Source organism: Microbacterium sp. NPDC056234, assembly GCF_042267585.1.
Taxonomy (GTDB): domain Bacteria; phylum Actinomycetota; class Actinomycetes; order Actinomycetales; family Microbacteriaceae; genus Microbacterium.
Map to the genome: position 1 here is coordinate 141,913 of NZ_JBHJTE010000001.1, position 25,008 is coordinate 166,920.

23 protein-coding genes are annotated in these 25,008 nt (G+C 69.0%); 7 read left to right on the forward strand and 16 right to left on the reverse strand.

The window, feature by feature from the left end; translation table 11 throughout:
• Positions 1-5: 5 nt before the first annotated feature.
• From ACFCYE_RS00640 to ACFCYE_RS00650, 3 genes are all read right to left on the reverse strand, one after another.
• Positions 6-863 (reverse strand): ABC transporter ATP-binding protein, encoded by an 858-nt coding sequence (locus ACFCYE_RS00640; protein ID WP_376175613.1) that lies wholly within the window; start codon positions 861-863, stop codon positions 6-8.
• 196 nt (positions 864-1,059) lie between these two features.
• The gene (locus ACFCYE_RS00645; protein WP_376175614.1) at positions 1,060-3,888 is read right to left on the reverse strand and encodes an AAA family ATPase; all 2,829 of its coding nucleotides are present in this window, start codon (positions 3,886-3,888) and stop codon (positions 1,060-1,062) included.
• Positions 3,889-3,953: 65 nt separating this feature from the next.
• Positions 3,954-4,298: a hypothetical protein gene (locus ACFCYE_RS00650; RefSeq protein ID WP_376175615.1), complete on the reverse strand. Its 345-nt coding sequence runs from the start codon at positions 4,296-4,298 to the stop codon at positions 3,954-3,956.
• Between the two features lie 134 nt (positions 4,299-4,432).
• Between ACFCYE_RS00650 and ACFCYE_RS00655 the strand changes: the two genes are divergently transcribed.
• A complete protein-coding gene (locus ACFCYE_RS00655; protein WP_376175616.1) occupies positions 4,433-5,116 on the forward strand; it encodes a rhamnogalacturonan acetylesterase in 684 nt (227 codons plus the stop codon).
• Between the two features lie 138 nt (positions 5,117-5,254).
• Here the strand turns inward: ACFCYE_RS00655 and putP are convergent, their stop codons facing one another.
• Positions 5,255-6,790 (reverse strand): sodium/proline symporter PutP, encoded by a 1,536-nt coding sequence (gene putP, locus ACFCYE_RS00660; RefSeq protein ID WP_376175617.1) that lies wholly within the window; start codon positions 6,788-6,790, stop codon positions 5,255-5,257.
• 106 nt (positions 6,791-6,896) lie between these two features.
• Positions 6,897-7,457, reverse strand: a complete 561-nt coding sequence (locus tag ACFCYE_RS00665; protein ID WP_376175618.1) for a TetR/AcrR family transcriptional regulator — start codon at positions 7,455-7,457, stop codon at positions 6,897-6,899.
• Positions 7,458-7,548: 91 nt separating this feature from the next.
• On the opposite strand from ACFCYE_RS00665, the gene ACFCYE_RS00670 reads away from it, so the two are divergent.
• Entirely contained in the window at positions 7,549-8,391 is an 843-nt protein-coding gene (locus tag ACFCYE_RS00670) for an alpha/beta fold hydrolase (protein ID WP_376175619.1), read from the forward strand.
• 41 nt (positions 8,392-8,432) lie between these two features.
• Here the strand turns inward: ACFCYE_RS00670 and ACFCYE_RS00675 are convergent, their stop codons facing one another.
• Positions 8,433-9,488, reverse strand: coding sequence for a DUF998 domain-containing protein (locus ACFCYE_RS00675; protein ID WP_376175620.1), 1,056 nt, complete (start codon positions 9,486-9,488; stop codon positions 8,433-8,435).
• 28 nt (positions 9,489-9,516) lie between these two features.
• Positions 9,517-10,506 (reverse strand): helix-turn-helix transcriptional regulator, encoded by a 990-nt coding sequence (locus ACFCYE_RS00680; protein ID WP_376175621.1) that lies wholly within the window; start codon positions 10,504-10,506, stop codon positions 9,517-9,519.
• Positions 10,507-10,569: 63 nt separating this feature from the next.
• Between ACFCYE_RS00680 and ACFCYE_RS00685 the strand changes: the two genes are divergently transcribed.
• Positions 10,570-11,703 (forward strand): epoxide hydrolase family protein, encoded by a 1,134-nt coding sequence (locus ACFCYE_RS00685; RefSeq protein ID WP_376175622.1) that lies wholly within the window; start codon positions 10,570-10,572, stop codon positions 11,701-11,703.
• Positions 11,704-11,821: 118 nt separating this feature from the next.
• On the opposite strand, the gene ACFCYE_RS00690 is transcribed toward ACFCYE_RS00685, so the two are convergent.
• From ACFCYE_RS00690 to ACFCYE_RS00710, 5 genes are read right to left on the reverse strand one after another with little or no spacing between them, the layout of a single operon-like run.
• The gene (locus ACFCYE_RS00690) at positions 11,822-12,772 is read right to left on the reverse strand and encodes a siderophore-interacting protein (RefSeq protein ID WP_376175623.1); all 951 of its coding nucleotides are present in this window, start codon (positions 12,770-12,772) and stop codon (positions 11,822-11,824) included.
• Positions 12,762-13,562 carry an ABC transporter ATP-binding protein gene (locus ACFCYE_RS00695; protein WP_376175624.1) on the reverse strand — a complete coding sequence of 267 codons (801 nt, stop codon included), beginning with the start codon at positions 13,560-13,562 and terminating at the stop codon, positions 12,762-12,764. The genes ACFCYE_RS00690 and ACFCYE_RS00695 overlap by 11 nt, the downstream gene beginning before the upstream one ends.
• Positions 13,559-14,611 carry a FecCD family ABC transporter permease gene (locus ACFCYE_RS00700; protein ID WP_376177110.1) on the reverse strand — a complete coding sequence of 351 codons (1,053 nt, stop codon included), beginning with the start codon at positions 14,609-14,611 and terminating at the stop codon, positions 13,559-13,561. Before ACFCYE_RS00700 ends, ACFCYE_RS00695 begins: the two co-directional genes overlap by 4 nt.
• 5 nt (positions 14,612-14,616) lie before the next feature.
• On the reverse strand, positions 14,617-15,663 hold the full coding sequence (locus ACFCYE_RS00705) for a FecCD family ABC transporter permease (protein ID WP_376175625.1): 1,047 nt from the start codon (positions 15,661-15,663) through the stop codon (positions 14,617-14,619).
• Positions 15,660-16,691, reverse strand: coding sequence for an iron-siderophore ABC transporter substrate-binding protein (locus ACFCYE_RS00710; protein WP_376175626.1), 1,032 nt, complete (start codon positions 16,689-16,691; stop codon positions 15,660-15,662). The genes ACFCYE_RS00705 and ACFCYE_RS00710 overlap by 4 nt, the downstream gene beginning before the upstream one ends.
• A 137-nt stretch (positions 16,692-16,828) precedes the next feature.
• On the opposite strand from ACFCYE_RS00710, the gene ACFCYE_RS00715 reads away from it, so the two are divergent.
• The gene (locus ACFCYE_RS00715; RefSeq protein WP_376175627.1) at positions 16,829-17,866 is read left to right on the forward strand and encodes an aromatic acid exporter family protein; all 1,038 of its coding nucleotides are present in this window, start codon (positions 16,829-16,831) and stop codon (positions 17,864-17,866) included.
• A 6-nt stretch (positions 17,867-17,872) separates the two neighbouring features.
• On the opposite strand, the gene ACFCYE_RS00720 is transcribed toward ACFCYE_RS00715, so the two are convergent.
• Positions 17,873-18,889, reverse strand: coding sequence for a diguanylate cyclase (locus ACFCYE_RS00720; protein ID WP_376175628.1), 1,017 nt, complete (start codon positions 18,887-18,889; stop codon positions 17,873-17,875).
• Between the two features lie 78 nt (positions 18,890-18,967).
• Here ACFCYE_RS00720 and ACFCYE_RS00725 point away from each other — a divergent pair, with 78 nt between their 5' ends.
• On the forward strand, positions 18,968-19,708 hold the full coding sequence (locus ACFCYE_RS00725) for an EAL domain-containing protein (RefSeq protein WP_376175629.1): 741 nt from the start codon (positions 18,968-18,970) through the stop codon (positions 19,706-19,708).
• Here the strand turns inward: ACFCYE_RS00725 and ACFCYE_RS00730 are convergent.
• On the reverse strand, positions 19,670-19,894 hold the full coding sequence (locus ACFCYE_RS00730) for a hypothetical protein (protein WP_376175630.1): 225 nt from the start codon (positions 19,892-19,894) through the stop codon (positions 19,670-19,672). The genes ACFCYE_RS00725 and ACFCYE_RS00730 overlap by 39 nt on opposite strands.
• Positions 19,891-21,384, reverse strand: coding sequence for a glycosyltransferase (locus ACFCYE_RS00735; protein ID WP_376175631.1), 1,494 nt, complete (start codon positions 21,382-21,384; stop codon positions 19,891-19,893). Before ACFCYE_RS00735 ends, ACFCYE_RS00730 begins: the two co-directional genes overlap by 4 nt.
• A 39-nt stretch (positions 21,385-21,423) precedes the next feature.
• Here ACFCYE_RS00735 and ACFCYE_RS00740 point away from each other — a divergent pair, with 39 nt between their 5' ends.
• On the forward strand, positions 21,424-22,086 hold the full coding sequence (locus ACFCYE_RS00740; RefSeq protein WP_376175632.1) for a DNA alkylation repair protein: 663 nt from the start codon (positions 21,424-21,426) through the stop codon (positions 22,084-22,086).
• Between the two features lie 9 nt (positions 22,087-22,095).
• Here ACFCYE_RS00740 and ACFCYE_RS00745 read toward each other — a convergent pair whose 3' ends face one another.
• The gene (locus ACFCYE_RS00745; protein WP_376175633.1) at positions 22,096-22,281 is read right to left on the reverse strand and encodes a hypothetical protein; all 186 of its coding nucleotides are present in this window, start codon (positions 22,279-22,281) and stop codon (positions 22,096-22,098) included.
• A gap of 99 nt (positions 22,282-22,380) precedes the next feature.
• Here ACFCYE_RS00745 and ACFCYE_RS00750 point away from each other — a divergent pair, with 99 nt between their 5' ends.
• A complete protein-coding gene (locus ACFCYE_RS00750; protein WP_376175634.1) occupies positions 22,381-24,897 on the forward strand; it encodes a DEAD/DEAH box helicase in 2,517 nt (838 codons plus the stop codon).
• The last annotated feature ends 111 nt before the right edge of the window (positions 24,898-25,008 follow it).

Here is a 25,008-nt window from a genome sequence, read left to right on the forward strand (position 1 = left end):
TCTGTTCAGATCGTCGAGGCGGCGACCAGGGCATCGGATGCCCGGCGGCGCCGCTCTTGGTGACGCCCGCGCGGGTACACGCGGACGTGGCCTGTCTCGGCGTCGACGACGGTGTCGATACGCAATCCGTAGACCTCGGAGAGGTTCTCGGACGTGAGCACGTCTTCAGGGGAACCGGCCGCGCGCACGCGGCCACGGTGGACGAGCACGACCTCGTCGGCGACGGATGCCGCGTGGTCGAGATCGTGCAGCACGACGCCGAGGGCGGTGCCGCGATCGGCGAGGTCGCGCACGAGCTCGAGAGTCTCGATCTGGTAGCGCAGATCGAGATGGTTGGTGGGCTCATCCAGGAGCAGGATGCCGGTGTCCTGCGCGAGACAGGTGGCCAGCCATACGCGCTGCAGCTCGCCGCCGGAGAGCTCATCGACTGCGCGGTGCGCCATCTCGGTGAGGCCGGTGAGCGCGAGTGCGCCGTCGATCGCGGTGCGATCGGCAGCGCTCATTCCGGAGAACCGGCCGCGGTGCGGGTGGCGCCCGAATGCGACGACGTCACGGATCTCGAGTCCCGACGGATGCGGACGCGACTGGGACAGCATCGCGACGGTGCGGGCGAAATCCTTCGCGTTGAGAGCGCGGGACTCGGCGTCACCGATGTGCACGGTGCCCTCGTCGATCGGGTGCAGACGCGCGAGTGAACGCAGAACGGTGGACTTGCCGCTGCCGTTCGGACCGATGAGGGCGGTGACGGCGCCAGGGCGCAACTGCAACGACACGTCGTGCACCACACGATCCCTGCGGTACCCGAGTGCCAGGTTGTCGCCGCGCAGCGCGCTGACGGGGACGTGAGGTTCGGGGGCGTTCACGTTAGGAGAGCCTAACCTATAGACGCAGGCTCGCCAACCTCGGTTGCGTCAGAAGACGCCGATCTTCGTTCTATCCGGCAGGTCCGCGAATCTCGGCACTCGTGACCGTCCGCTGCTCCGGCGCGTGTCAGGTCGCTCGTCCGGCCCTCGGGCCTCGAGTCTCATCCACCGTCGCCCGTGCCGCGGGACGCACGACTCAGCGGCGCGCGAGAACCAGCGCGGCCTCGGTTCGGCTGGCGACGCCGAGCTTGCGAAGGATCGCCGACACATGCACACTCGCGGTCTTGGTGCTGATGAACAGCCGCTCGCCGATCTGCCGGTTGCTGAGCCCCTCGGCGACGAGCTCGAGCACCTGACGCTCTCGCGCCGTGAGCTCGGAGTCCTCCGGCGCGGCCGCGTGCGCACCGGTCCTGGCGGCCAGTTCGGCCGCGGACCGCTGCAGCCGGTCATGGCCGATCTCGGCGGCGATGCGCTCGGCATCCGCGAGGTGACCCGCTGCGGCCGCCCGGTCGCCGCCCGCCAGCAGCGCCCGTGCGAGCTCGAGGCGGACGGCAGTCCGCAGGATGGCAGGCATGTCGTCTGCCGCGCTCGCGACGAGCGCCGCCTCGAGCTCCGCGGCGCCCCCATCCAGCATCGAATGCAGCACGATCGTCCAGGCCGCGTCCTGAAGGGCCGCAGGCTGGGTGTCCCACGCCTGCCGGATTCCGGCGGCTTCGGCGCCCACCTCGACTCCTGCGGCGCGCGCTTCGGCGATGGCCCAGGAGCCCTCGAGCAGGAGACGACGCTGATTCGCCAGTGCGACGTCGTCGTCGGCCACCATCCGGCTGATCACGTCGACGGCACCAACCCAATCACCCCTGGCGATCGCAAGCGCGAAATCTGATTCGATCGTGTAATACCAGACCTGCCGTTCCATCGCCGCCGCACGCAGGAGTGCCGGCATCCATTCGTCTCTGATCTGGTCGGCCTCGTCGACACTCCCCCGCCAGGCGAGAGCACGAATGCGCGACGTCGACAGGTACAGCCCCGATCGCTGCACGCCATGACCGATCGGCACGGTGGCGAGCAGACGCTCCGCCTCGTCGATGTCTCCGAGAGCGAGCAGGGGCTCGACCATGTTCTGGGTGAGTCCGCCGCCGGAGCTGCGCAGCACCCCCATCTCGCGCACGCGCCGCAATCCGTCCTCCGCGACGCGCAGCGCGCGGCGGTAGTGCCCCCGCAACGTCAGCGAATCGGAGTGGTTCACGCGGAGCTTGACCACGGCCCGACCGTCCTTCGCACGCCGCTCAGCCTCATCGAACGCGTGCTGCGCATGCGCCACCTCGCCCAAGAGCATGAGAGAGCACGCCCGGTTGGTCAGCGCGATCGCGCGTTCGGATTCGTCGCTCGCCGCGACGGCCGCCCGCTCGGCGGCGGTGGCCGCGATCACCGATGAGATCAGGCGTCCGGCGAGCATGTGCCTGCTGGAGAGACCATTGAGCACGGTGGCACGCACATGCCCGTCGTCGATCGCATGCTCCTCGAGGAGCGCGAGTGCACGTTCGTAGCCTTCGAGCGGACCGGGACGGCCGAGATTGGCGAGGTAGTTGGCCCGGTCCCGCACCAGGCGCACGTGCTGCACCGGATCGACCGACTGCTCGTCGAGCTCGTCGAGCCCGAGCTGCACGACGGCGAGCGCACGCTCGTCATCGCCGGCGTTGCGCAGGACCGATCCGAGCGTGATGAGCAGCGAGACACGGTCGATGCCCGCCGCGTCCTCGGCATCCGGCACCTGCTCCCACAGCTCCAGCACCAGCTCACCGAACCGAGCGGCGCTGGCGAAGGCGTAACCGGCCTTTGCCTGCCACATCGCGGCCATGGCCGACGCCAGCGCCCGCCGGCGGTCCTGCGCGAGCCGCCAGTGGTACGCGAGTGACGCGTGATTGCGGGAACCGTGCTCTTCGAGCGCCTCGGCGTACGAGCGGTGCAGGCGCGCCCGCTCGCCTGGCAGCAGATCGTCGTGCACCGCCTCGCGCAGCAGCGCATGGCGGAACCGGTAGTGCTCGTCGTCGACCACCAGGATGCCGCTGATGGTCGCCTCGCGGATCGCCGTGTCGAGTCGATCGTCGTCGTATCCGGTCAGCCGGGTGAGCAAGGGATGCGACAGTGCCCGCTCGGCTCCGGCCGCGGTGCGCACGACCGCGCGGGCGTCGTCGCCGAGCCGGTCGAAGCGCGTGAGCAGCAGCCCGGTCAGGCTTTCGGGCAGGGGCGCATCCGAGCAGCATGCGAGCTCCTCGATGAAGAACGGCACACCCTCGGCACGCTCGTGCATGCGCTCCAGCGCCGCGTCACTCAGCTTTCGGCCCGACAGCTGCTCGGCCAGGGCGCGGGTACCTGAGGCATCCAGCCGATCGAGCACGATCCGCTCGACCAGGCGCGCACGTCGGACGTCCGCGATGAACCGGCTGGTGGCGTCACCGCGGCGGACGTCCTCGGTGCGGCAGGTGAGCAGGATGAACACGCGCCCCCGGTCGAGCGTGCGCAGCAGAAAGGCCAGCAGCGCCAGAGTCGAGTCGTCGGCCCAGTGCAGGTCTTCGACGAGGATGATCTGCGGGCGGTGCACCGCTGCGGCCTCGATCAGCGTGGCGATCGCGTCGCGCAGCGCTTCGGGACTGGTCCGATCGCGCCGCACCGCCTCGGTGGCGAGCTCTGGAAGGAGCATGCGCAGCGCCTCGCCGCCGGCGCCGACGGCCGTCAGCGCCTCGTCGGGACCGAGCACCGACACGAGCGACCGGAGGATGCCGATCAGCGGGCCGAACGGCGTGCGTGCGGATCCGAGGTCGAGGAACCACCCGGCGTGGACATCGGCCTGCGGCGAGACGGACGCTTCGAATTCCCGCACCAGCCGCGACTTGCCGATGCCGGCTTCGCCCTCGACGAGCACTGCGGTCGGCTCGCCGCCATCGGCCCTTTCGAACGCACGCATCAGATCGGCGAGATCGGCGTCACGGCCGACCATCGTCGACGTGAACGTCGCGAGTGACATGTCTTCATCGTGCCACTCCCCACGGACATCGGGCGTGGAAATCAGGACGATGTCCGGTGCGGGCGTCACCGGGCCGGCGCCATCAGGACCCCCGCGTCCGCCGGCGCGCACTCGGCCAGGATGCGCCGCGCGGAGCGGTCGGACGCGGCGACCGACGGGACACACGCCGTCGGACGCTCCGCCGCGGCTGAAGCCGCGCGCTCGGTGGTTCCTGCGGACGGACGTTCCGCGGCGACCGTCCGCCGCGGCCCAACCCCGAGCGCTGCCTTGGCCCGGACGAACCAGCCGCGCCGCGGCACCGACTGCGTCTCGAGCCGTTCGAGAATCGCGCGGCGCCGTTCGACCGCACGGTTCAGCATCTCCTGCTCGTGGAGCATGGCAGTGATGGTGAGTGACGGGTGCTCGTACATGGTGACTCCTCGGTTGGGATGTCTCCACACTCCGCTCTAAGGCACCCCCACGACATCGGGCGAATGCCCTATCTTCGCTTTCCTCCGCCTTAGGCGCGCTCGCAAGAAAACGTTTCCCGTGGCACACTGGCTCCGTGACCTCTGCGACCTACCACCTCGCGGGCGACTCGACCGTCGCCCCCATGAAGCCAGCCGAAGAGCCCATGAGCGGATGGGGCCATTTCCTCGAAGAGGCATCCGGCATCCCGACCCGCAACCATGCGTTCGGGGGCGCGACCACGGAATCGTTCCTCGAGACCGGCTCTTGGGAACGCCTGCTGGCCGACGTCCAGCCGGGCGATACGGTCCTCATCCAGTTCGGGCACAACGACCAGAAGCAGCCGGAACTGCTCGCTTCCCGTGGCGGCTATCAGGATCGCCTGCGCCGCTTCGTCGCAGACGTCCGCGCCCGTGCGGCCTCCCCCGTGCTGTGCACGTCGTGCGCACGCCGCTGGTTCGACGGCGATCGCGTCACGCCGACGCACGGCGACTACCCCAACGCGGTCCGCGACCTGGCCCACGAACTCGACGTTCCGCTGATCGACCTGTCCGTGTTCACCACATGGCTGTACGAGGACCTCGGCGACGAGGGGTCGGCCCGGCTGCTCTCGCACTACGCGCCGGGCGAGACGACAGCCTGGCCGGATGGGCTCACGGACGATACGCACTTCCGCATCGACGGGGCTCGCAAGATCGCGGCGTTCGTCGCGGCATCCCTGCGTGGGATCGAACGCCGCGACGGCGACCTGCCGCCCCGCGGCGGCTCGCTCGTACACTGACCCGCGTCTTCCGGTCGCACGTCGTGTCGGAAAGACCACGCGCACGCGACACGAACGGCGACCCGAGCGGCCGACACCGCGGCCGAACGACAGAGAGTGAGACCGCACGCCCGCGGCCAAGCGACATCGGATTCCGCATCAGGGCGTCATGCGATCCCCGCGCGCACCGCGACCGACGCCGTTGACCACGAGCAGCGCGCCGGTGTCGCTGAACTCCTGCAGGATCTCCTGCTGGCGCTCAGAACCTTCCCGATGCGTGAGCACGCTCACCACCACGGCGGCGATCGTCGCGCAGATGAACGCGGGCAGCAGCTCGTACATCTCGGGCCATACGGCATCCCAGATGAACACGCCGGCGGCGCCGACGAACATGCCCGCGAGCGCGCCCCAGTTGGTGAGCTTGCGCCAGAACAGACTGAGCAGGATCAGCGGACCGAATGCGGCGCCGAAGCCGGCCCAGGCGAACGAGACCAGTCCGAGGATCGTGTCGTCGGGCACGAGCGCGAGGATCGCCGCGACGATCGCGACCGCCAGCACGGCGATCCGTCCGAGCAGCACCATGCGCTTGCCGTCGGGCGGCGTCTTGCGCATGACCTTGTAGAGGTCCTCCACGAGCGCCGAGGAGCAAACGATCAGCTGACTCGAGATCGTGGACATGATGGCCGCGAGGACGGCCGCCAGGACGAGGCCGGCGACGAACGGATGCAGGAGCGTCTGCGACATGACCAGGACCACCGTCTCCGGGTTCGCCAGATCGATGCCCTGCGAAGCCATGTACGCGATGCCCACGAAGCCCGAGAACACGGCGCCCACCAGCGAGACGATCATCCAGGTCATCCCGATCCGGCGAGCGCTCTTGGCCTCACGCGGACTGCGCAGCGCCATGAACCGGACGATGATGTGCGGCTGACCGAAGTATCCGAGCCCCCATGCCAGCGACGAGATGATCGCGAGCACGGTACCGCCCGTCAGCGCCGTGCCTCCGAGCAGCGACATGTGGTCGGGCGCGAGTTCTTGGACGTACGCGCCCACCTCTCCGAACCCGCCGACGGCGACGACCGCGGACACCGGGACGACGATCAGCGCGACGACCATCATGAGCCCCTGCACGACGTCGGTGAAGGACGCCCCGAGGAAGCCTCCGAACAGTGTGTACAGCAGGGTGACCCCGGCCACGAGCGCCATCCCGAGCAGGTAGTCCGAGTTGAACGAGCTCTCGAAGAACACACCACCCGCGACCATCCCGGACGAGATGTACAGCGTGAAGAACACCAGGATCACGACGCCGGCGAGGATCCGCAGCAGCCGCGACGAGTCGCGCAGCCGGTTCTCGAAGAAGCTCGGCACGGTGATGGAGTTGCGCGACACCTGGGTGTACGCCCGCAGTCTCGGCGCGACGAGCAGCCAGTTCAGGTAGGCGCCGATCGTCAGGCCGACGGCGATCCACGCCTCGATCAACCCGGACAGGTAGATCGCCCCCGGCAGGCCCATGACGAGCCAGCCGGACATGTCGGATGCGCCGGCGCTGAGCGCCGCCACCCACGGCGGCAGATTCCTGCCGCCGAGCATGTAATCCTCGTGATCGGTCGTGCGCCGGAACGCCACGTACCCGATCAGCAGCATGGCTGCGAAGTACAGCCCCAGCGCGATGTAGATGAACACCTGGTCGGACATCGTCGTCCCTTCCGTCGTGCGGTGAGTGCTTCCGATCCTGTCAGGGCCGGATGCCGAGGACCACCCCCACCGGACAGCAGCGAATGCGGCGCCGGTGGACGAAACGTCAGGCGAGCGCAGCAGTGATGAGCACCTCCGCGGCGCGGCGCGCCTGCACCGCCACCTGCGGGTCACCGGAGATCGCCGCTGTGCTCTGCGCCCCCTCGGCGAGGATGGACAGCTGCGCGGCGAGCGCCTCGGATCCGCCGGCATCCGCCACCAGCTCTGCCATCGAACGCTGGAACGAGGCCTTGTGATCGCGGACGAGGCGCGCGACCTCCGGGTGGGTCCCGCCGAGCTCTCCGAACGCATTGATGAAGGCGCAGCCGCGGAACCCGTCGGTGCAGAACCAGTCCTCCAGGTAGCCGTAGACGGCCAGCAGTCGATCGCGATGGTCGCCCCCGGCGCGCGATACGGCCTCGGAGAGCCCGGACTCCCACTCGCCGTGTTTGCGCTCCAGCACGGCGGACACGATCTCGTTCTTCGACGGATACAGCGCGTACAGGCGGCGCAGCGACACGCCGGCCGCCGCGCGCAGTTCATCCATGCCGACGGCGGCGTATCCCTTGCGGTAGTAGAGCTCCTCCGCGGCGGAGAGGATGCGTTCGCGCGCTTCGTTCTCGTCCATGGCACCATCCTACTTGACACGAGAACGATCGTTCTCTACAGTCGGATTCATCAGCGAGAACGACCGTTCTCATCGGAGAGAGGAAGACATCATGGGTTACATCACCGTCGGCCAGGAGAACAGCGCACCGATCGAGCTCTACTACGAGGACCAGGGCGCCGGACAGCCGGTCGTGCTCATCCACGGCTACCCTCTCAACGGCCACAGCTGGGAGCGTCAGACCCGCGAACTGCTGACTGCCGGCTACCGCGTGATCACCTACGACCGCCGCGGATTCGGCCAGTCGTCCAAGGTCGGCACCGGCTACGACTACGACACGTTCGCCGCCGACCTGAACACGGTCCTGGAGACCCTGGACCTGCGCGATGTCGTCCTGGTCGGCTTCTCGATGGGCACCGGCGAGCTCGCCCGCTACGTCGCCCGCTACGGACACGAGCGCGTGGCCAAGCTCGCCTTCCTCGCCTCGCTCGAGCCCTTCCTCGTGGCCCGCGACGACAACCCGGATGGTGTGCCGCAGGAGGTCTTCGACGGCATCGCCGCCGCAGCCAAGGGCGACCGCTACGCCTGGTTCACGCAGTTCTACAACGACTTCTACAACCTCGACGAGAACCTCGGCAGCCGCATCAGCCAGGAAGTCGTCACCGCCAACTGGAACCTCTCGGTCACCAGCGCTCCGGTCGCGGCCTACGCGGTGGTGCCGGCCTGGATCGAGGACTTCCGCGGAGATTTGGATGCCGTCCGCGACGCCGGAAAGCCCACGCTGATCCTGCACGGAACGAAGGACAACATCCTTCCGATCGACGCCACCGCGCGTCGCTTCCACGACGCGGTCCCCGCCGCCGACTACATCGAGGTCGAGGGCGCTCCGCACGGCCTGCTCTGGACACACGCCGACGAGGTCAACACGGCGCTGACCGCGTTCCTGGCCAAGTGACGCGAGCCCCCGGCATCCGGAGCGGGATCCGGATGCCGGGACTACCGGCGCAGCAGCGTCGTGCGAGCCGAAGGTCGCGACTGCTCGGGTGACAGCACGGCGAGAACCCGCACGAGCGTCGTCATCCAGAGCAGGCCGAGGCCCACGACGATCGCCTCGAGCACCGTGACCGAGTAGAGCGCGAACGGGATGCACAGCACGACCGCGACGGCGACGAGCACCCCGACCACGACGGTCGTCAACAGCAGCGGCACCGGCGGACCGGGCATCGCAACGGTGGTCATCACAGCGGCCGCGACGAACAGCACCAGCGTCGCGGTGGCTGCGATGTTGTGCGCGATGACGATGCGGTGGATCGGGAAGAGTCCGACGCAGGCCAGTGCGACGCCGGTGGCCGCCCAGAGCACCACGACCCACCCGATCCGCCGGAGATCCTCGTCACCGAGGATGCGATGCAGATCCCGTCCGATGTACGAGCCGACAGTGGCGACGAGCAGCCCGGCCACGACGAGCGTCCCGTTGAACGCCCACGAGCCGGCGCCGATCCCGAGCTGCGAGAAGTTCACCTCCCACCAGGCAGGGTCGGCGGCCGTGAGCATCGCGAACAGCGTCCCGATGATGAGGTAGGTGAACAGCAGGCCCGAGAGGTCACCGGTGTCGAGCCCGATGCCCGCGCCGAAGGCCAGTCGTCCGCTGAGAGCCGAGGCCACACCGGTGAGGATGCCACCGCCGATGGCGGGAAGCTCGAGCCCCTGAAGCCCGATCCCCAGAATCTCTCCGGCGAGCAGCACGCCCAGCGCGGTGACGCCCGCGAACGCGATGGTCAGCGCGACAGCCGAGACGTCGGACACGGCGGCCTGCCAGCGCGGCATGGGTTTCGTCTCCCCTCGGCGATGCAGGAACGTACTGACGACGAAGGCCGCTGCGGCGATCAGCCCGGCGACGATCGCCGCGGGGATGCCGACGGAACCGTCCCCCGCGATCGGCCGAGCGTTCCCCCACAGCACGATCGTGCCCACGACCGTTCCGACGAGGAAGCTGAGGGCGGTGACCCAGATCGCTCGGGTCTCCTGCCGCATTCGCTTTCCGTCGTTCATGCGTCCATCGAACCATGGCCCGCCGACGTCACCGGCCGCCCGCAGCGGGGCTCCGGATCTCGGCGCCCCCGCCCGCCGCCCTCCGGAACCTCGCCGCGAGACGCTCGAAGGCGGCCGCGAGCTCGTCGCCGTCGATGATCTCGAGGTCGACATCCAGTTGCGCGATCCACAGCGCGAGGCGGTCGGGGTTGTCCGAGCCCACCTCGGCGCGGCATGTGGAGTCATCGATCGCCTCGATCTCGACGGGGATGGGCACGACCTTCGCCGCGAACTCGGCAGCGGATGCGTGCACGAGCACCCGCGCGCGGTACTTCCACGCCGCCTTGCTGACCCGCTCGACGACGAACCGGACGACGTCGTCCTCCGCGATCGCGCGTGGCCGGAAGCGCACGCCTGTCGGTGCGCGCGGCACCATGCGATCGACCCGGAAGACGCGCCAATCATCGCGGTCGAGGTCCCACGCGAGCAGGTACCAGAACGGGCCCCAGCTCACGAGCCGCTGCGGTTCGGTGTGGCGTGGCTCCTCGCTGCCGCCGGGCTTGGTGTACCCGAACCGCAACCGCTCATGACCACGGATCGCCGCGGCAACCGCTCCGAGGGCCGCGAGGTCGAGTGGCGGTTCGAGCCCCGGGACGGCGCTCGTCGCCTCGCGCACGGCCGCGACCCGCGGCCGCAAACGCGAGGGGAGCACCTGCTCGAGCTTCGCGAGCGCCGTGAGCGCCGTCTCCTCGATACCGATCCGTCCCGTCGCGAGCGAACCGAGCCCGACCGCCACCGCGACGGCCTCCTCGTCATCGAGCAGCAGCGGCGGCATCGCCGAACCCGCGGCCAGACGGTACCCGCCCGCAACTCCGGGGCGCGCGTCCACGGGATACCCGAGTGATCGGAGCCGTCCGATGTCCGCACGCACTGTCCTGGTGCTCACGGCGAGCCGGTCGGCGAGCTCGACGCTCGTCCAGTCGCGGCGAACCTGCAGCAGCGACAGCAGCTCCAGCAACCGCGCGGACGTCTCCAACATGTGCTCGATCATTCCACCGATTGCGGAAGCGAACCTGCCGCAATCCCAGCGAGTGTTGAAGCCATGACTCAGACCGACACCCTCACCCCCTTCCGCATCGAGATCCCGCAGGCCGATCTCGACGACCTGCGCGCCCGGTTGATGCACACGCGCTGGCCGCTCCCCATTCCCGGTCGCGACGATCGCGCGGACTTCAGCCGCGGCATCCCGCAGTCGTACCTGACTGAACTCGCCGAGTACTGGCGCGACGGATTCGACTGGCGCACGCAGGAAGCCGCCCTCAACGAGCACGAGCAGTTCACGACGGTCATCGACGGGCAGACCTTCCACGTCGTGCACGCCCGCTCCGCCAATACGGAGGCTACGCCGCTGCTCCTGGCCCACGGTTGGCCCGGCTCGTTCGTCGAATACCAGCGACTCCTGCCGCTGCTCACCGACGACTTCCACGTGGTCATCCCGTCGCCGCCGGGCTTCGGCTTCTCCACTCCTCTGTCGGGGACCGGCTGGGAGCTCGCACGGACGACGGATGCCTACGCCGAGATCATGACGCGCCTCGGCTACGAGCGTTTCGCCGTCCACGGCAGCGACATCGGATCGGGCATCGCCGGGCGTCTCGGTGCGGTCCACTCTGAGCGCGTGATCGGCACTCACGTCGCCATCGACCGCGCCGTGCTGGGGCTCGTCGGCACGGTGTTCCCCGCCTCCGAAGGGCTCTCCGAGGAGGAGACCGCGGAGCTCGCCGTGGTGCAGGCGTCGAGCGCAGCGGAGCGCGGATACCTCGAGATGCACAACCACCGCCCTGACACGATCGGCCCGGCGTTGACCGACTCACCCGTCGCCCTGCTCGCGTGGATCGCTGAGAAGTTCAAGAGCAGGACGGATGCCGGGTACCGGCCGCCCGCCGTCGACCGCGACCAGCTGCTCGCCGGCATCAGCCTGTACTGGTTCACCCGCAGCGGCGCATCGAGCGCGCAGTTCTATTACGAGGGCGAGCATGCCGACCTGGACTTCGTGATGGCGCAGGTGCCGTCCGCGTGGGTGGCGTTCGACACGCACCCGCTCCTGCGCCGCACGATGGACCCGTGGGGCGCGGTCAATCGGTGGAGCGATTTCGCCGAGGGCGGCCACTTCCCCGCGATGGAGGAGCCGGCGCTGCTCGCGGACGACATCCGCGCGTTCTTCGGCTCGATCGGCTGAGCCGCCGATCTCAGGAGAACAGATGCACGACCCGGGAACAGATGCACGACCGATTCACCGCGCGGATCGTGCCGACGTTCCCTGGTCGTGCGTCTGTACCCGCGGCCCCCGGGAACCGTCAGCCGCGCATCGCGACGCCGCGGCGCCAGTACCCCATGAAGGCGACCTGCGAGCGGTCGATCCCGAGGTCCTTCACGAGGTGGCGTCGCAGCGTCGTGACGACGCCGCTCTCCCCCGCGATCCAGAAGTAGCGGTCGGCGGAGACGCCGGCGTCCTCGAAGTCCTCCCCAAGCCCCGAGTACGCCGGCGTCTCCCACACCAGGTCCTCACCGTCGATATCGGTGACGGTGATCTCCGTGGTGTCATCATCCCCGAGGTAGTCGAGCACCGTGGGGATCAGGCGCAGGCCGTGGTTCGCGCCCCCACGCGGCAGCCAGTGCACCTCCACCCCCTGCGGTGCGTCGATCTCGAGGATGTCCTGGGCATCCGGAACCTCGATGAACGCGTGACCGCGGAGGTCCCGCGGTGCGTCTTCGAGGATCCGGGCGATCGCGGGCGCGGCGGTCTCGTCCCCCGCGAGCAGCACCTGCGACGCGCCCCCCGGTGCGTATTCGATGCCGCCGCGGTCCTCACGGCCGCGCCGCGGGCCGATGAGGAAGAGCTCCTTGCCGACCGACGCGGTGCTCGCCCACAGGGATGCCGGGCCGGTGAGCCCCGGTGCCAGGTGCAGCACGAAGTCGATGACGACCTCGGTGTCTCCGGCATCCGACACCCGCAGCTCCCGGATCGAGTAGGTGCGCATCGAGCCGCGCTCGTCCTCCGGGACGGCCAGGTACGAACCCCACCAGTCGTCGGTGTCGCGATCCAGCGGAGCCAGGATGCCGGATGCCGGCGGGAAGATCAGCTTGATGCGCGCGTCGTGGACGTCACCGGGGGTGCCGAAGTCGGCGATCTCCTCGCCGCCGAAGGTGATGCGGACGAAGTTCGGCGACACCCGTTCGACGGAACGCACCTCGGCGCGTCCGAGGACGTACGACGACTTGGGCTTGGTGGTGGTCTCAGCGGACATGATGCCTCCCGATTGGTGTGACCATCGGCTTGCCGGAGACCGGGTCGATGGTGATCTGATTGGCCATGCCGAACACGGATTCGACGAGATCGCTGGTGACGACCTCGGTCGGGGCTCCGGTGGCATGCACGCGTCCGCTCTTCATCGCGACGAGCTCGTCGGAGTAGCGGGCGGCGAGATTGAGGTCGTGCAGCACCATGACGATCGTGGTGCCGCGCGAGACGCTGAGGTCGGTCAGCAGGTCGAGCACCTCGACCTGGTGCGCGACGTCGAGGAAGGTCGTCGGCTCGTCCAGCAGCAGGATGTCGGTCTCCTGCGCGAGCGCCATGGCGATCCAGACGCGCTGGCGCTGGCCGCCGGACAGCTCGTCGACGCTGCGGTCGGCGAGATCGGCCGTCCCGGTGGCGGCGAGCGCATCGGCGACGGCCTCGTAGTCACGGGCGCTCCAGCGTGCGAGCACCTTCTGGTGCGGGTGCCGTCCTCGTCCGACGAGGTCGGCGACGGCGATGCCCTCCGGCGCGACCGGCGACTGCGGCAGCAGCCCGAGGATGCGGGCGACCTCCTTGGTGGGGCGGGCGTGCACGGATCTGCCGTCGAGCACGACCTGCCCGTCCTTCGGCGACAGCAGCCGCGCCAGCGAGCGCAGCAGCGTCGACTTGCCGCATCCGTTGGCGCCGACGATCGTGGTGATCTTCCCCGGCGCGATCGCCAGATCCAGTCCGTCGATGATCGTGCGGTCACCGTAGGCGAGTGTGACGCCCTCGGCGCTCAGCTGGTGGGTCGCGGTCACAGCGATGCCCCCTGTCGGTTCGTGCGGATGAGCAGATAGATGAGGTACGGGGCCCCGAGGATGCCGGTGATCACGCCGACCGGGTAGCGACCGGGAAGGGCGAACTGCCCGATCAGGTCACCGCCGAGCACGAGCAGCGCGCCGATCAGCGCCGAGGGCAGCAGCAGGTTCGCCCCGGGCCCCGTGATGCGGGCCGCGATGGGACCGGCCATGAACGCGACGAACGCGATGGGTCCTGTCGCGGCGGTGGCGAAGGCGAGCAGCGCGACGGCGCAGACGATGACCAGCATCCGCGTGCCCGTCACCCGCACGCCGAGGCCGGCGGCCGAGTCGTCGCCGAGTCGCAGCATCCCCAGCGAGCGGGCCTGTGCGAACATCACCGGCAGGATGACGAGGCTCGCGATCGCGAGCGGGACGACCCGCTCCCACGAGGCGTTGTTCAGACTGCCGGCGAGCCACTGCATCGCGGTCTGGATGTCCCACTGCGCCGCGCGGGACAGCAGATACGAGATCACGCTCTGCAGCATGGCGGCGACGCCGATGCCGATGAGGATCAACCGCGTGCCGGCGAAGCCGCCCTTGTTCGAGAGCAGGTAGATCGCGACGGCGGTGACGAGCGCTCCGGCGAGTGCGAACATCGAGACGACGGGGCCGTCCAGGGACAGCACGATGATGCCGATGACCGCGGCGACGCTCGCGCCGTCGGTGATGCCGATGATGTCGGGCGACGCCAGCGGATTGCGCAGCAGCGTCTGGAACGAGACGCCGGCGATGCCGAACGCGATCCCCGCGAGGATCGCCAGCGACGTGCGCGGCAGACGGAGCTCGCCCACTGTGAAGGATGCACCCGGCACCGTCTCGCCGAGCATGACGCGGATGATCTCACTCGGTGTGTAGAAGGTGTCGCCGACCATGAGGGCGACCGAGGCGAGGGCGAACAGCAGCACGGCGAGCGCGATGGTCGCCGTCGCGTGGCGTCGACGGCGGGCTCGGCGGCCCAAGATGACGGCGGCGACGTCCGAAGGCGTGGGGGCGACGGCGGTGTCCATGATGCTCACAGTTCGCGCACCTTCTGTCGGCGGACGATCCAGATGAAGAACGGGGCGCCGACGAGCGCCGTGATGATGCCGACCTGGATCTCCTCCGACGACGGCGCGATCACGCGGCCGATGATGTCGCTGGCGAGCAGCAGCACGGCCCCGGCGACGGCCGAGAACGGCAGCAGCCAACGGTGGTCGGTGCCCAGCAGCATCCGGCAGAAGTGCGGGATGACGAGGCCGACGAAGCCGATGGGACCGGCGATGGCCGTCGCTGCTCCGGCGAGGATGACCGCACCGACCGCCGAGACCAGCCGGGTGCGGAACACGTGCTCGCCGAGGCCGGCGGCCATGTCATCGCCGAGGGCGAGCGAGTTCATGCCCCGCGCGGAGGCGAAGCAGATGAGTGCACCGATGCCGAGAGCAGGAGCGGTCACGGCGATGCGCGACCACTCGGCGCCGCCGACGCCGCCGACCTGCCAGGACTGGAACGACTGCAGCAGGTCGACGCGGGGCAGCATGATGGCGCTGATCAGGGAGGCGAACGCCGCCGACGTGGCGGCTCCGGCGAGCGCGAGCTTGAGCGGGGTCGCGCCGCCGCGGCCGAGCGAGCCGACCGTGTACACGAACGTGGCGGCGATCGCGGCACCCAGGATCGCGAAGAACAGGTAGCCGTTCGCGTCGGAGAGCCCGAGGAAGGCGATGCCGATCACGACGGCCAGCGAGGCGCCGGTGGTGACGCCGAGGATGCCGGGGTCGGCGATCGGGTTGCGGGTGATCGCCTGCATCGTGGCCCCCGAAAGGGCGAGAGCCGCGCCGACGAGGATCGCGAGCACCGTGCGCGGCATGCGCTTGATGACAGCCGCCTGGGCGACGGTGTCGTCGTGACCGGAGAGCGCGGCCGTGATGTCGTCGATCGTCACGGCTTTGATTCCGAAGGAGAGCGACAGGATGCTGAGGACGACGATGACGCCGAAGCCGGCCAGCAGCCAGAGCACGCGCACCACCACCGGGCGCCGAAGATCGACGGCGCCCGGTGGCGAGGTGACGGCTGTTGAACTCACTCGGAGACGAGCGGGGCCTCGAGGACGGCGAGGTACTCGTCGATGCCCCACGGGATGGACAGCGGAGAAGGGTTGGCCGATGCCGCGAGCGGAGTCGCGTCGCCGAGGACGGCGATATGCCCTGCGGCGATCGCCGGAATCTTCGACAGCAGCGGGTCGGCCTGGAGCACCGGGATGATCGACTCGTCGCCGTAGGAGACGAAGACGTCGACGTCGGCGAGCGCGTCGGCGTCCTCGGAGCTGATCGTGAGGGAGAACTCGGTGCTGTCGGCGTTCTCCTCGACGATGGCAGGCAGCGGCAGGCCGTTCTCGTGCAGGAACCCGGGTCGGGTATCGGCGGCCGTGTAGTAGCTGATCTGGCTGAGGTCGCTCGGGTCGATGTACGCGAACAGCAGCGTCGCGTCCTTCAGCGCCGGATGCGCCTCGAGTGCGGCATCCGTCTGCGCCTGAAGGTCGGCGTTCAGCGCCGCACCCTCTTCGGCGAGACCGAGCGCGGTCGAATTCAGCGTGACCATGTCCTCGACGGACGTGCCCCAGGCGATGCCGGGCTGTGCGACGACCGGTGCGATCTTGGAGAGCGTCTCGTACTCCTCCTGCGTCAGGCCGGAGTACGAAGCGAGGATGACGTCGGGCCGGGTGTCGGCCACGGCCTCGTAGTCGATGCCATCCGTCTCGTCGAAGAGCGCCGGGGTCTCGGCATCCAGCTCTTCGAGCTTGTCCTCGACCCAGGGCAGGACGCCGTCGCCGTCGTCGTCTCCCCAGGTGGCCTTGCTCATGCCGACCGGGATGATTCCGAGGGCCAGCGGCACCTCGTGGTTCGCCCAGGCGACGGTGGCGACCCGCTCGGGCTTCTCCGTGATGGTCGTCTCGCCGTAGACGTGCTCGATCGTGACGGGGAAGGTGCCGTCGGATGCTGCGGCGGCATCGGCGCCCGCATCCGTGCTGGTGGGGGCGGACGACGAGCAGGCGGCGAGGCCGACGGCCAGCACCGCCGCGGCGCCGAGGCCGAGAAGTCGAGAGGTGCGCACAGGATTCCCTTTCGGGTGCGAGGATTCGGGTGAGGCGCGAATGCGCCGGATGCTTTGGTAAGCCTGCCCTAATCTAACAGATGGTTAGGGTGTCCTCAGTTCGAGACGTCACAGAGCGTGCGGACTACCGTGGAGCCATGCGGATGACGGCGGCGGTACGCAGTGCGAAGCGCGGACCTCTGCTGCAGGTCGTGAAATCGGCCGTCGCGACGCTCGCCGCCTGGCTCATCGCCGGATGGCTGATCCCCGGGCCGCTGCCCGTCTTCGCCGCCATCGCCGCACTGCTGGTCGTGCAGCCGAGCGTGAATCAGTCGCTGGCCAAGGCGCTCGAGCGCAGCATCGGCGTCATCGCCGGAGTGCTGATCGCGGTCGCTCTCACGCTGGTGCTGGGTCCGCAGAGCTGGGTGGTGCTGCTCGCGATCGTCGTCGCGATGCTGGTCGCCTGGGCGTTCCGTGCGACACCCGGGACGGGCAACCAGGTAGCCATCTCGGCGATGCTCGTGCTCGCACTCGGCTCCGACAGTCCGCAGTACGCGCTCGACCGCATCGTCGAGACGCTGATCGGAGTCGTCATCGGCATCATCGTGAATGCGCTCATCGTCCCGCCGGTGCTCGTCGCGCCGGCCCGGCGCGACCTGGGGCTGCTGGGCGGGGAGCTTGCGGCGAGCCTCGACCGGCTGGCCGAGAGCCTGTCGATCGCGCGGACGCCGGCGCAACTGCAGGAGCTCATGCTCCAGGCACGATTGCTGCGCCCCATGCAGGTTGCCGCTGAGGCCTCCATCGCCGCGGGCGAGGAATCGCTCACGCTCAATCCGCGCCGCTCGTCGCATCGAGACGAGTTCCGGGAGATGCGCGACCTGCTGACGCGGCTCTCGCCGATCGTGACGCAGGTGATCGGGATGACGCGGGCCTACTTCGACCACTACGACGACTCGCTCGGCGACGAGCCGACCGTGCACGCGATCGCCGAGCAGCTGCGCCGTGCGGGGCACGACGTGCGTCTGGCCGTGCAGATCGCGGACGTCGCCACGGAACCGGATGCCCTGACCTCGGCGATCCCCGCACTCACCGCCCCGCTCGAGGTGGCACCCCCGGCCTCGGCGCACTGGATCCTGATCGGATCGCTGCTGGAGGATCTCCGCCGCATCCGCGGGGAGCTCGTCGGGGACGATTAGTCCCGATCAGCGCCGCTTGTTGTCGTACATCGCCGCGTCCGCCCGCTGCAGAGCGCTTTCGACGGCTTCACCCGGCTCGACGAGGATCGCGCCCCATGACCACGGGTGCGTCGCGTATGAACGCAGCCGACGCAGGACGGCCTCCGCCTGCTCCGCGTCCGTCTCGGGGAGCACCATGGCGAACTCGTCCCCACCGAGCCTGCCGACGATGTCGGTCGTGCGCGACAACGACATCCACTGGGCCGTCAGCACGCGCAGGACGTCGTCGCCTGCCGCGTGGCCGGCGGTGTCGTTGACCTCTTTGAACTTGTCGAGGTCGAGCACCGCGATCGCGACGGGTCGCGAGTGACGCGCGCCGCGACGGAATTCCATCTGCGCCTTCGCCATGAACCCACGACGGTTGAGCACGCCCGTCAGCTCGTCGGTGTTCGACTCCAGGCGGATGCGGTGGCGGACGTAGAGTCCGGCCTCCAGGCACAGCCAGGTGAACAGCGCGGCGCCGATGAGGTTCGCCGGTCCGATCGGACCCGGTGGGCCGCCGATCTCCCCCGTGAACGGTCCGGAGACGGCCGCGGCTCCGACGATGAGAAGGATCGCGAGCTCGCCGACGCGGGCGATCCGCGCACCGTAGAACCAGGAGAAGTACATCGCCATGATCGGCAGCTCCTGCAGCGCCGCGATCGCGTTCTGCCGTTCGTCGGAGAAGCCCAGGTAGTACACCGACACGACCGCATGCAACCCGACCAGGAGCAGCCCCAGCCAGCTCACCAGCTCGACGCCCAGGAAGACGACGGCGGCGGTGACCGACAGCCCTGCGACCAGGATGCCGATCGACAGCCCCACCTCGAAAGGCGTGAGATCGGTCTCGAACAGCTCGAGCGCGCCGAGCATCGAGAACAGGAGCGTCAAGCCGGCGGTGACCACGGAGTAGATGGATGTCCGCTCACGAGCGTGCCGCAGCCAGCCGGTCCTGAGCCAGCGCAGCTCCTCGGCGTCCGAGGCGCGAATCCCCTGTACGACCATGATCGAGTCCTCTCAAGGGACCCTCCCCAGAGCCCTCCGCCTCTAGAGTACGGCTTTCGGCCGGGGCTACACTGAATCGTGACCTCACGCGGCCCGCTGTCCCCCGTTCCGGACGACCCGACCGCGCAGATCGTTTTCCAGCCGATCGTGGATCTGGCGTCCTGGTCCGTCGTGGGCTTCGAGGCACTGGCCCGATTCCGTGACGGCACCGCCCCGCTGGTGCGCCTGGCCGATGCCGAAGCCGCGGGGCGACGCGAGTGGCTCGAGCTGCACCTGATCGAGCTCGCCGTCGCCGAGGCTGCGCCGTTGCCGACTGGACTGTTCATCACGATGAACGCCTCGGGGACGACGATGCTGCACGACCAGCTCCCGGCTCTGCTTGCCGCATCCGACCGCCCGTGGGGCATGGAACTGTTCGAGGGGGAGACGCCGGCGGATCTGACCATGATCCGGGAGCTGATCACGCGTCTGGGGGGTCAGCTGCTCGTCGATGACGCCGGGGCCGCCCAGGCGGACGAAGCCCGGATCGCGACACTCCGGCCCGACGTCGTCAAGATCGACCGCGCCCTGTTCTGGGAGCTGCGCTCGGACCCGGATGCTCGCGCGCGTCTGCGCCCTCTCGTCGCCGCCGCGCGGGAGGCGCAGGCCAGTCTGCTCGTAGAGGGCGTGTCCGAGCCCGATCACGTCGATCTGGCTCGCGAGATCGGCGCCGACCTCGCGCAGGGCTTCCATCTCGGCATGCCCACCCCCGCGCCGGAGATGGCGAATGCATTGCGCGAGCTACGCCGCAGCGTCGGGGTGGATGCTCCGGGTCTCTGAGCGTCGGCTCGCACCGCCACGGCTCCGCCGGCGCACCTTCGGCAGCACTTTGATGACGCCGAGCACGACGTAGATCACGGTGTTGATCGCGACGAACGTCGCGAAGACGCTGAACCACTCGGTGTGCAGGATCGACTCGGGGAGCAGGAAGCCGGTGCGCACAGCATCCATCGCCTGCAGAATCATGCCGTCGCTCCTCTCGCGGAGCCGTGCTCGACGTGCTTCCAGGTCGCGCTGCGTCCGAAGGCGATCTCGAACACGCCCTTCAGGAAGGCGAGGTTGAGGAAGCAGTCGTAGACGAGCTCGGGGATCACCAGGGCGGCGACGATCCTGGCACGCCATCCGCCGCGCCATACGGTGACGACGCGTTCCACGGCGAAGAGCACACCGATGCCGAGCCAGAACGGGAACCACACCCAGGTGTCCATCGACATGATCATCAGCAGGATGAGCGCGAAGTACGAGAACAGCGCCAGCACGCCGTACCCGATCCCGATCTGCTGCGCCCAGTAGCGCAGAGTCTGCGGCGTCACGCCGTAGGCGCCGAGGTTCTCCAGGGCGCCGCGCTGCCAGCGCAGGCGCTGAGCCCACAGCATCCGCCAGGTGGGCATGAGCTCGGTGACGACACTGCACTCCGGCGGCGAGATCGTGAGGCCGCCCAACGACTTGAGTGCGATCGTGAGCTCGTTGTCCTCGGTGAGCGCGAAGGTGTCGTAGACGTCGCCGCGCCGACCGGGCAACTGCGTGCCGCGTGCTTCCGCGACCGCACGCAGACCGGAGGCCCGGAACACCGAAGCGGTGCCGGTGAGCACGAACACGCGCCCCTCACGACGCTGGATCTCGCGCTGATAGCGGAAGTACTCGTTGCGCTGGAACTGGCCGAGCATGCCGTGTCCCTGTTCGCCCGAGAAGAGGCCGCCGACGGACATGAGTGCGCGGTCGTTCGTGAAGCGGCGGATCGCCTCGGAGAGGTATCCGGCGCCGATCTGGCTGTCCGCATCCATGACCATGACGGCGTCGTTGTCGCCGAGGACCGGAAGAAGATCGGCGAGCGCCTGGTTCAGCGCGCCGCCCTTCTTGTGCGTGTTGCCGACGGTCTCGAAGACGTCGGCGCCGTGCTCCCGCGCGACGCGGACCGTGCCGTCGGTGCAGTTGTCCGCGACGACGATCACACGCGTGGGCGGAGTGGTCTGCTGCCGCAGGGAGCGCAGGGTCTCCGGGAGCGACGCCTCTTCGTTGTGCGCCGGGATCAGGACCGTGACGGTGACGTCTCCGGCGAAGACTCCCCGCGTTCGGGCCATCACGGCACGGGGAGCGAGGGTCAGTTTCGTCACCTCAGCACCCGCGCGGCGGTAGCGGCTCGCCACGATGCGTTCGCTGACGACGACCAGCAGCACGAGCAGCAGAGCGATTCCGAGGGCGGTCGCCAGCACGGCGAGGTTGGGCAGTTCGGTGCTGTACATCACCTCCCAGACACCGGCGAGCGTGAGCTGCGCCGGGGCCCACAGCGTCGGCGGGTCTGTCGCGGCGATCCCCCACCACAGCAACCCCGCCGCGAGCACGACGATGACGATGACCGCGAGCCCGACGGTTCGCTGGAAGACCCTGTTCACAAGCGCCCCTCCGACGTCTGTTCCCTGGTCCCACCTTGCCACAGGTGCTGAGCTGCTGCGCATTGCCCGCTTCCTGTGATGTCGGCGACGTACGCTGGGATCATGACCCGACTGGACCAGGCGCTGGCGGATCTCGCCGCTCTCGAGGACCCGAAGATGCGCGCCGCGAATGAGAAGCGCGGCGACGATCACGGGATCAACCTGTCGCAGATGCGCGCGCTCGCGAAGCGGATCAAGACCGACCACGAGCTCGCCGTCGAGCTGTGGGAGACCGGCGAGACGGCGCCGCGGCTGCTGTCGATGCTCATCTGCACGGTGAAGGCGTTCACGGCCGACGAGCTCGACGCGATGGTGCGCGAGACCGAGGTGCCGAAGGTCAACGACTGGTTCGTCAACTACCTCGCGAAGAAGTCCCCGCACGCCGAAGAGCTGCGGTTGCGCTGGTTCGACGACGCCGACCCGACGGTCGCCGCGGCTGCCTGGTCGCTGACCAGCGTGCGGGTCGCGAAGGACCCGGATGGCCTCGATCTCGGATACCTGCTCGACATCATCGAGCGCGACATGAAGGATGCCCCGTCTCGTCTGCAGTGGGCGATGAACGAGACGCTCGCGCAGATCGGGATCCACCACCCGGCGCTGCGCACGCGAGCGCTGGGCATCGGCGAGGAGCTGCAGGTCCTCGCCGACTATCCGACCGCCCCCGGGTGCACGTCGCCGTTCGCGCCGATCTGGATCAACGAGATCGTCCGCCGCCGCGAAGGCTGAGAGCCCGGGTCAGACCGGGGTGCCGTCCGGGCGGCGCTCGGGGTCGGTGGTCGTCTGCGCGCCGTCCCATCCGAGCCCTTGATTGCCCTGCTGAGCGATGAGAGTCTGCAGATCGGCGTGGATGGCATCCAGGCGCTCGCAGATCGCCTGTCCGTCGGTGGTTGCGGCTGGGGTGAAGGTGTCGTTGGTGCTCATGCGCCGACTCTCCCGCGGGCTCAGGAAGGCGCACAGACCGTTGAAACGCGGACGGGACCGTGATAGCGGAAGCCAACGGTAGGGGATGATCGAAGGACCATGACTTCCTCTGCGCGGCTCGACCCCGCTGTCCTGTCGGACGGCTCCGATCCGGATGCCGTGTACCTGGCGTTCGTCGAGTGGGCGGAGTCCTCCGGCATCCAGCTGTATCCGGCGCAGGACGAAGCCGTGATCGAGATCGTCTCGGGCAACAACCTGATCCTGTCGACGCCGACCGGCACCGGGAAGTCGCTCGTCGCGATCGGCGCGCACTTCGCCGCCCTCGTCGACGGACGCCGCAGCTACTACACCGCACCCATCAAGGCCCTGGTGAGCGAGAAGTTCTTCGCGCTCGTCGACATCTTCGGACCCGACAACGTGGGAATGGTCACCGGCGACTCGGCGGTGAACGCCGATGCGCCGATCATCTGCTGCACGGCCGAGATCCTCGCGAACCTCGCGCTGCGACAGGGTGCGGATGCCGAAGTGGGCCAGGTCGTGATGGACGAGTTCCACTTCTACGGCGACCCCGACCGCGGCTGGGCGTGGCAGGTGCCGCTGCTGGAGCTGCCGCAGGCGCAGTTCATCCTGATGTCGGCGACGCTCGGCGACGTCACCTCGCTCGCAGAGGATCTCACACGTCGGACGTCCCGCCAGACCGCGACGGTCACCGGTGTCGAGCGCCCCGTCCCGCTGCACTTCTACTACGAGACGACGCCGATCCACGAGACGGTCGAAGAGCTTCTGTCGACCGGCCAGGCGCCGATCTATGTCGTGCACTTCTCGCAGGCCGCCGCCATGGAGCGAGCGCAGGCGCTGTCGAGCACCAAGATCGCGACCCGCGAGCAGCGCGACGAGATCGCCGATCTGATCGGCGAGTTCCGCTTCACGACGTCGTTCGGCAAGACCCTGTCACGATTCCTGCGGGCCGGCATCGGGGTGCACCACGCCGGGATGCTGCCGAAGTACCGGCGCCTGGTCGAGCAGCTCGCCCAGCGAGGGCTGCTGCGGGTCATCTGCGGTACCGACACGCTCGGCGTCGGCATCAACGTCCCGATCCGGACGGTGCTGCTCACGGCGCTGACGAAGTTCGACGGCACCCGGATGCGTCAGCTGAACGCCCGCGAGTTCCACCAGATCGCCGGGCGCGCAGGGCGCGCGGGGTACGACACAGCGGGGACAGTGGTCGCGCAGGCGCCCGAGCACGAGTCCGAGAATGTCGCCGCCATCAAGAAGGCCGGAGACGACCCGAAGAAGAAGCGCAAGATCGTCCGCAAGAAGGCGCCGGACGGCTTCGTGTCGTGGGGCGAGCCGTCGTTCCTCAAGCTCGTCGCCGCCGAACCCGAGACGCTGACCTCGCACATGCAGATCACGAGCGCCATGATGCTCAACGTGATCGGCCGAGGCGGCGACGTGTTCGCGAATGTGCGCTCGCTGATCTTCGACAACCACGAGCCGCGTGCGAAGCAGCGGGTGCTCGCGATCCGCGCACTCGGGATCTACCGGACGCTGCGCGAGTCGGGCATCGTCGAGGACGATGCGGACGGCATCCGCCTGACCGTCGACCTGCAGCCGAACTTCGCCCTCAACCAGCCGCTGTCGCCGTTCGCCCTCGCGGCGTTCGAGCTGCTGGATCCCGAATCCGCGACGTTCGCGCTCGACATGATCTCGATCGTCGAGTCGACGCTCGACGACCCGCGGGCGATCCTCAGTCAGCAGGAGTTCCTCGCGCGCGGCGAGGCCGTCGCGGCGATGAAGGCCGAGGGCATCGAGTACGACGAGCGCATGGAGCTGCTCGAGCAAATCACGTATCCGAAGCCCCTCGAGGAGCTTCTGGATGCCGCGTTCGAGACGTTCAACGCGGCGCAGCCGTGGATCAGGGACTTCGATCTGCGGCCCAAGTCGGTCGTGCGCGACATGTACGAGCGAGCCATGTCGTTCGGGGAATATGTCGCCCAGTACAAGATCGCCCGCTCCGAGGGCGTCGTCCTGCGCTATCTCTCGGATGCGTACCGCGCAGCATCCCAGACCATTCCGGAGGACCTCAAGACCGAGGATCTGCGCGACCTCATCGAGTGGCTCGGCGAGCTCGTGCGCCAGGTCGACTCGAGCCTGCTGGACGAGTGGGAAGAGCTGCGCGCCGGTACGGACAACGGCATCGTGGACCTCCATCGCCCCGACGACGAGCCGATCGTCCCCCCAGCGCCCAAGCGTCTGACGTCGAATGTGCGCGCCTTCCGCATCCTGGTGCGCAACGAGCTGTTCCGCCGTGTCCAGTTGGCGGCCCGCGAGGACGTGGATGCTCTCGTCGAGCTGGATCCGGACTTCGGCGCCGCCGCGTGGGATGCCGCGCTCGACGGCTACTTCGCCGATCACGACGAGATCCTCACCGGCGGGGATGCCCGCAGTTCGAAGCTGCTGCTCATCACGGAGGGGCGCACCGAGTGGACGGTCCGCCAGATCCTCGACGACCCGGCCGGCGATCACGACTGGGGCATCGCCGCGACGATCGACCTCGCCGCCTCCGACGAGGCCGGCGAGGCCGTGGTCAGGGTCACGGCGGTCGACCGCCTGTAGTCCGGAGCGCCGGCCGGGCCGAAGGGCGCGGTGCAGCTGCGCAATGCGGCCGGCCGGAATGGGGGCCGACACACCACTTGTCGGACCGTTCGGACGAAAACGTCCGACATC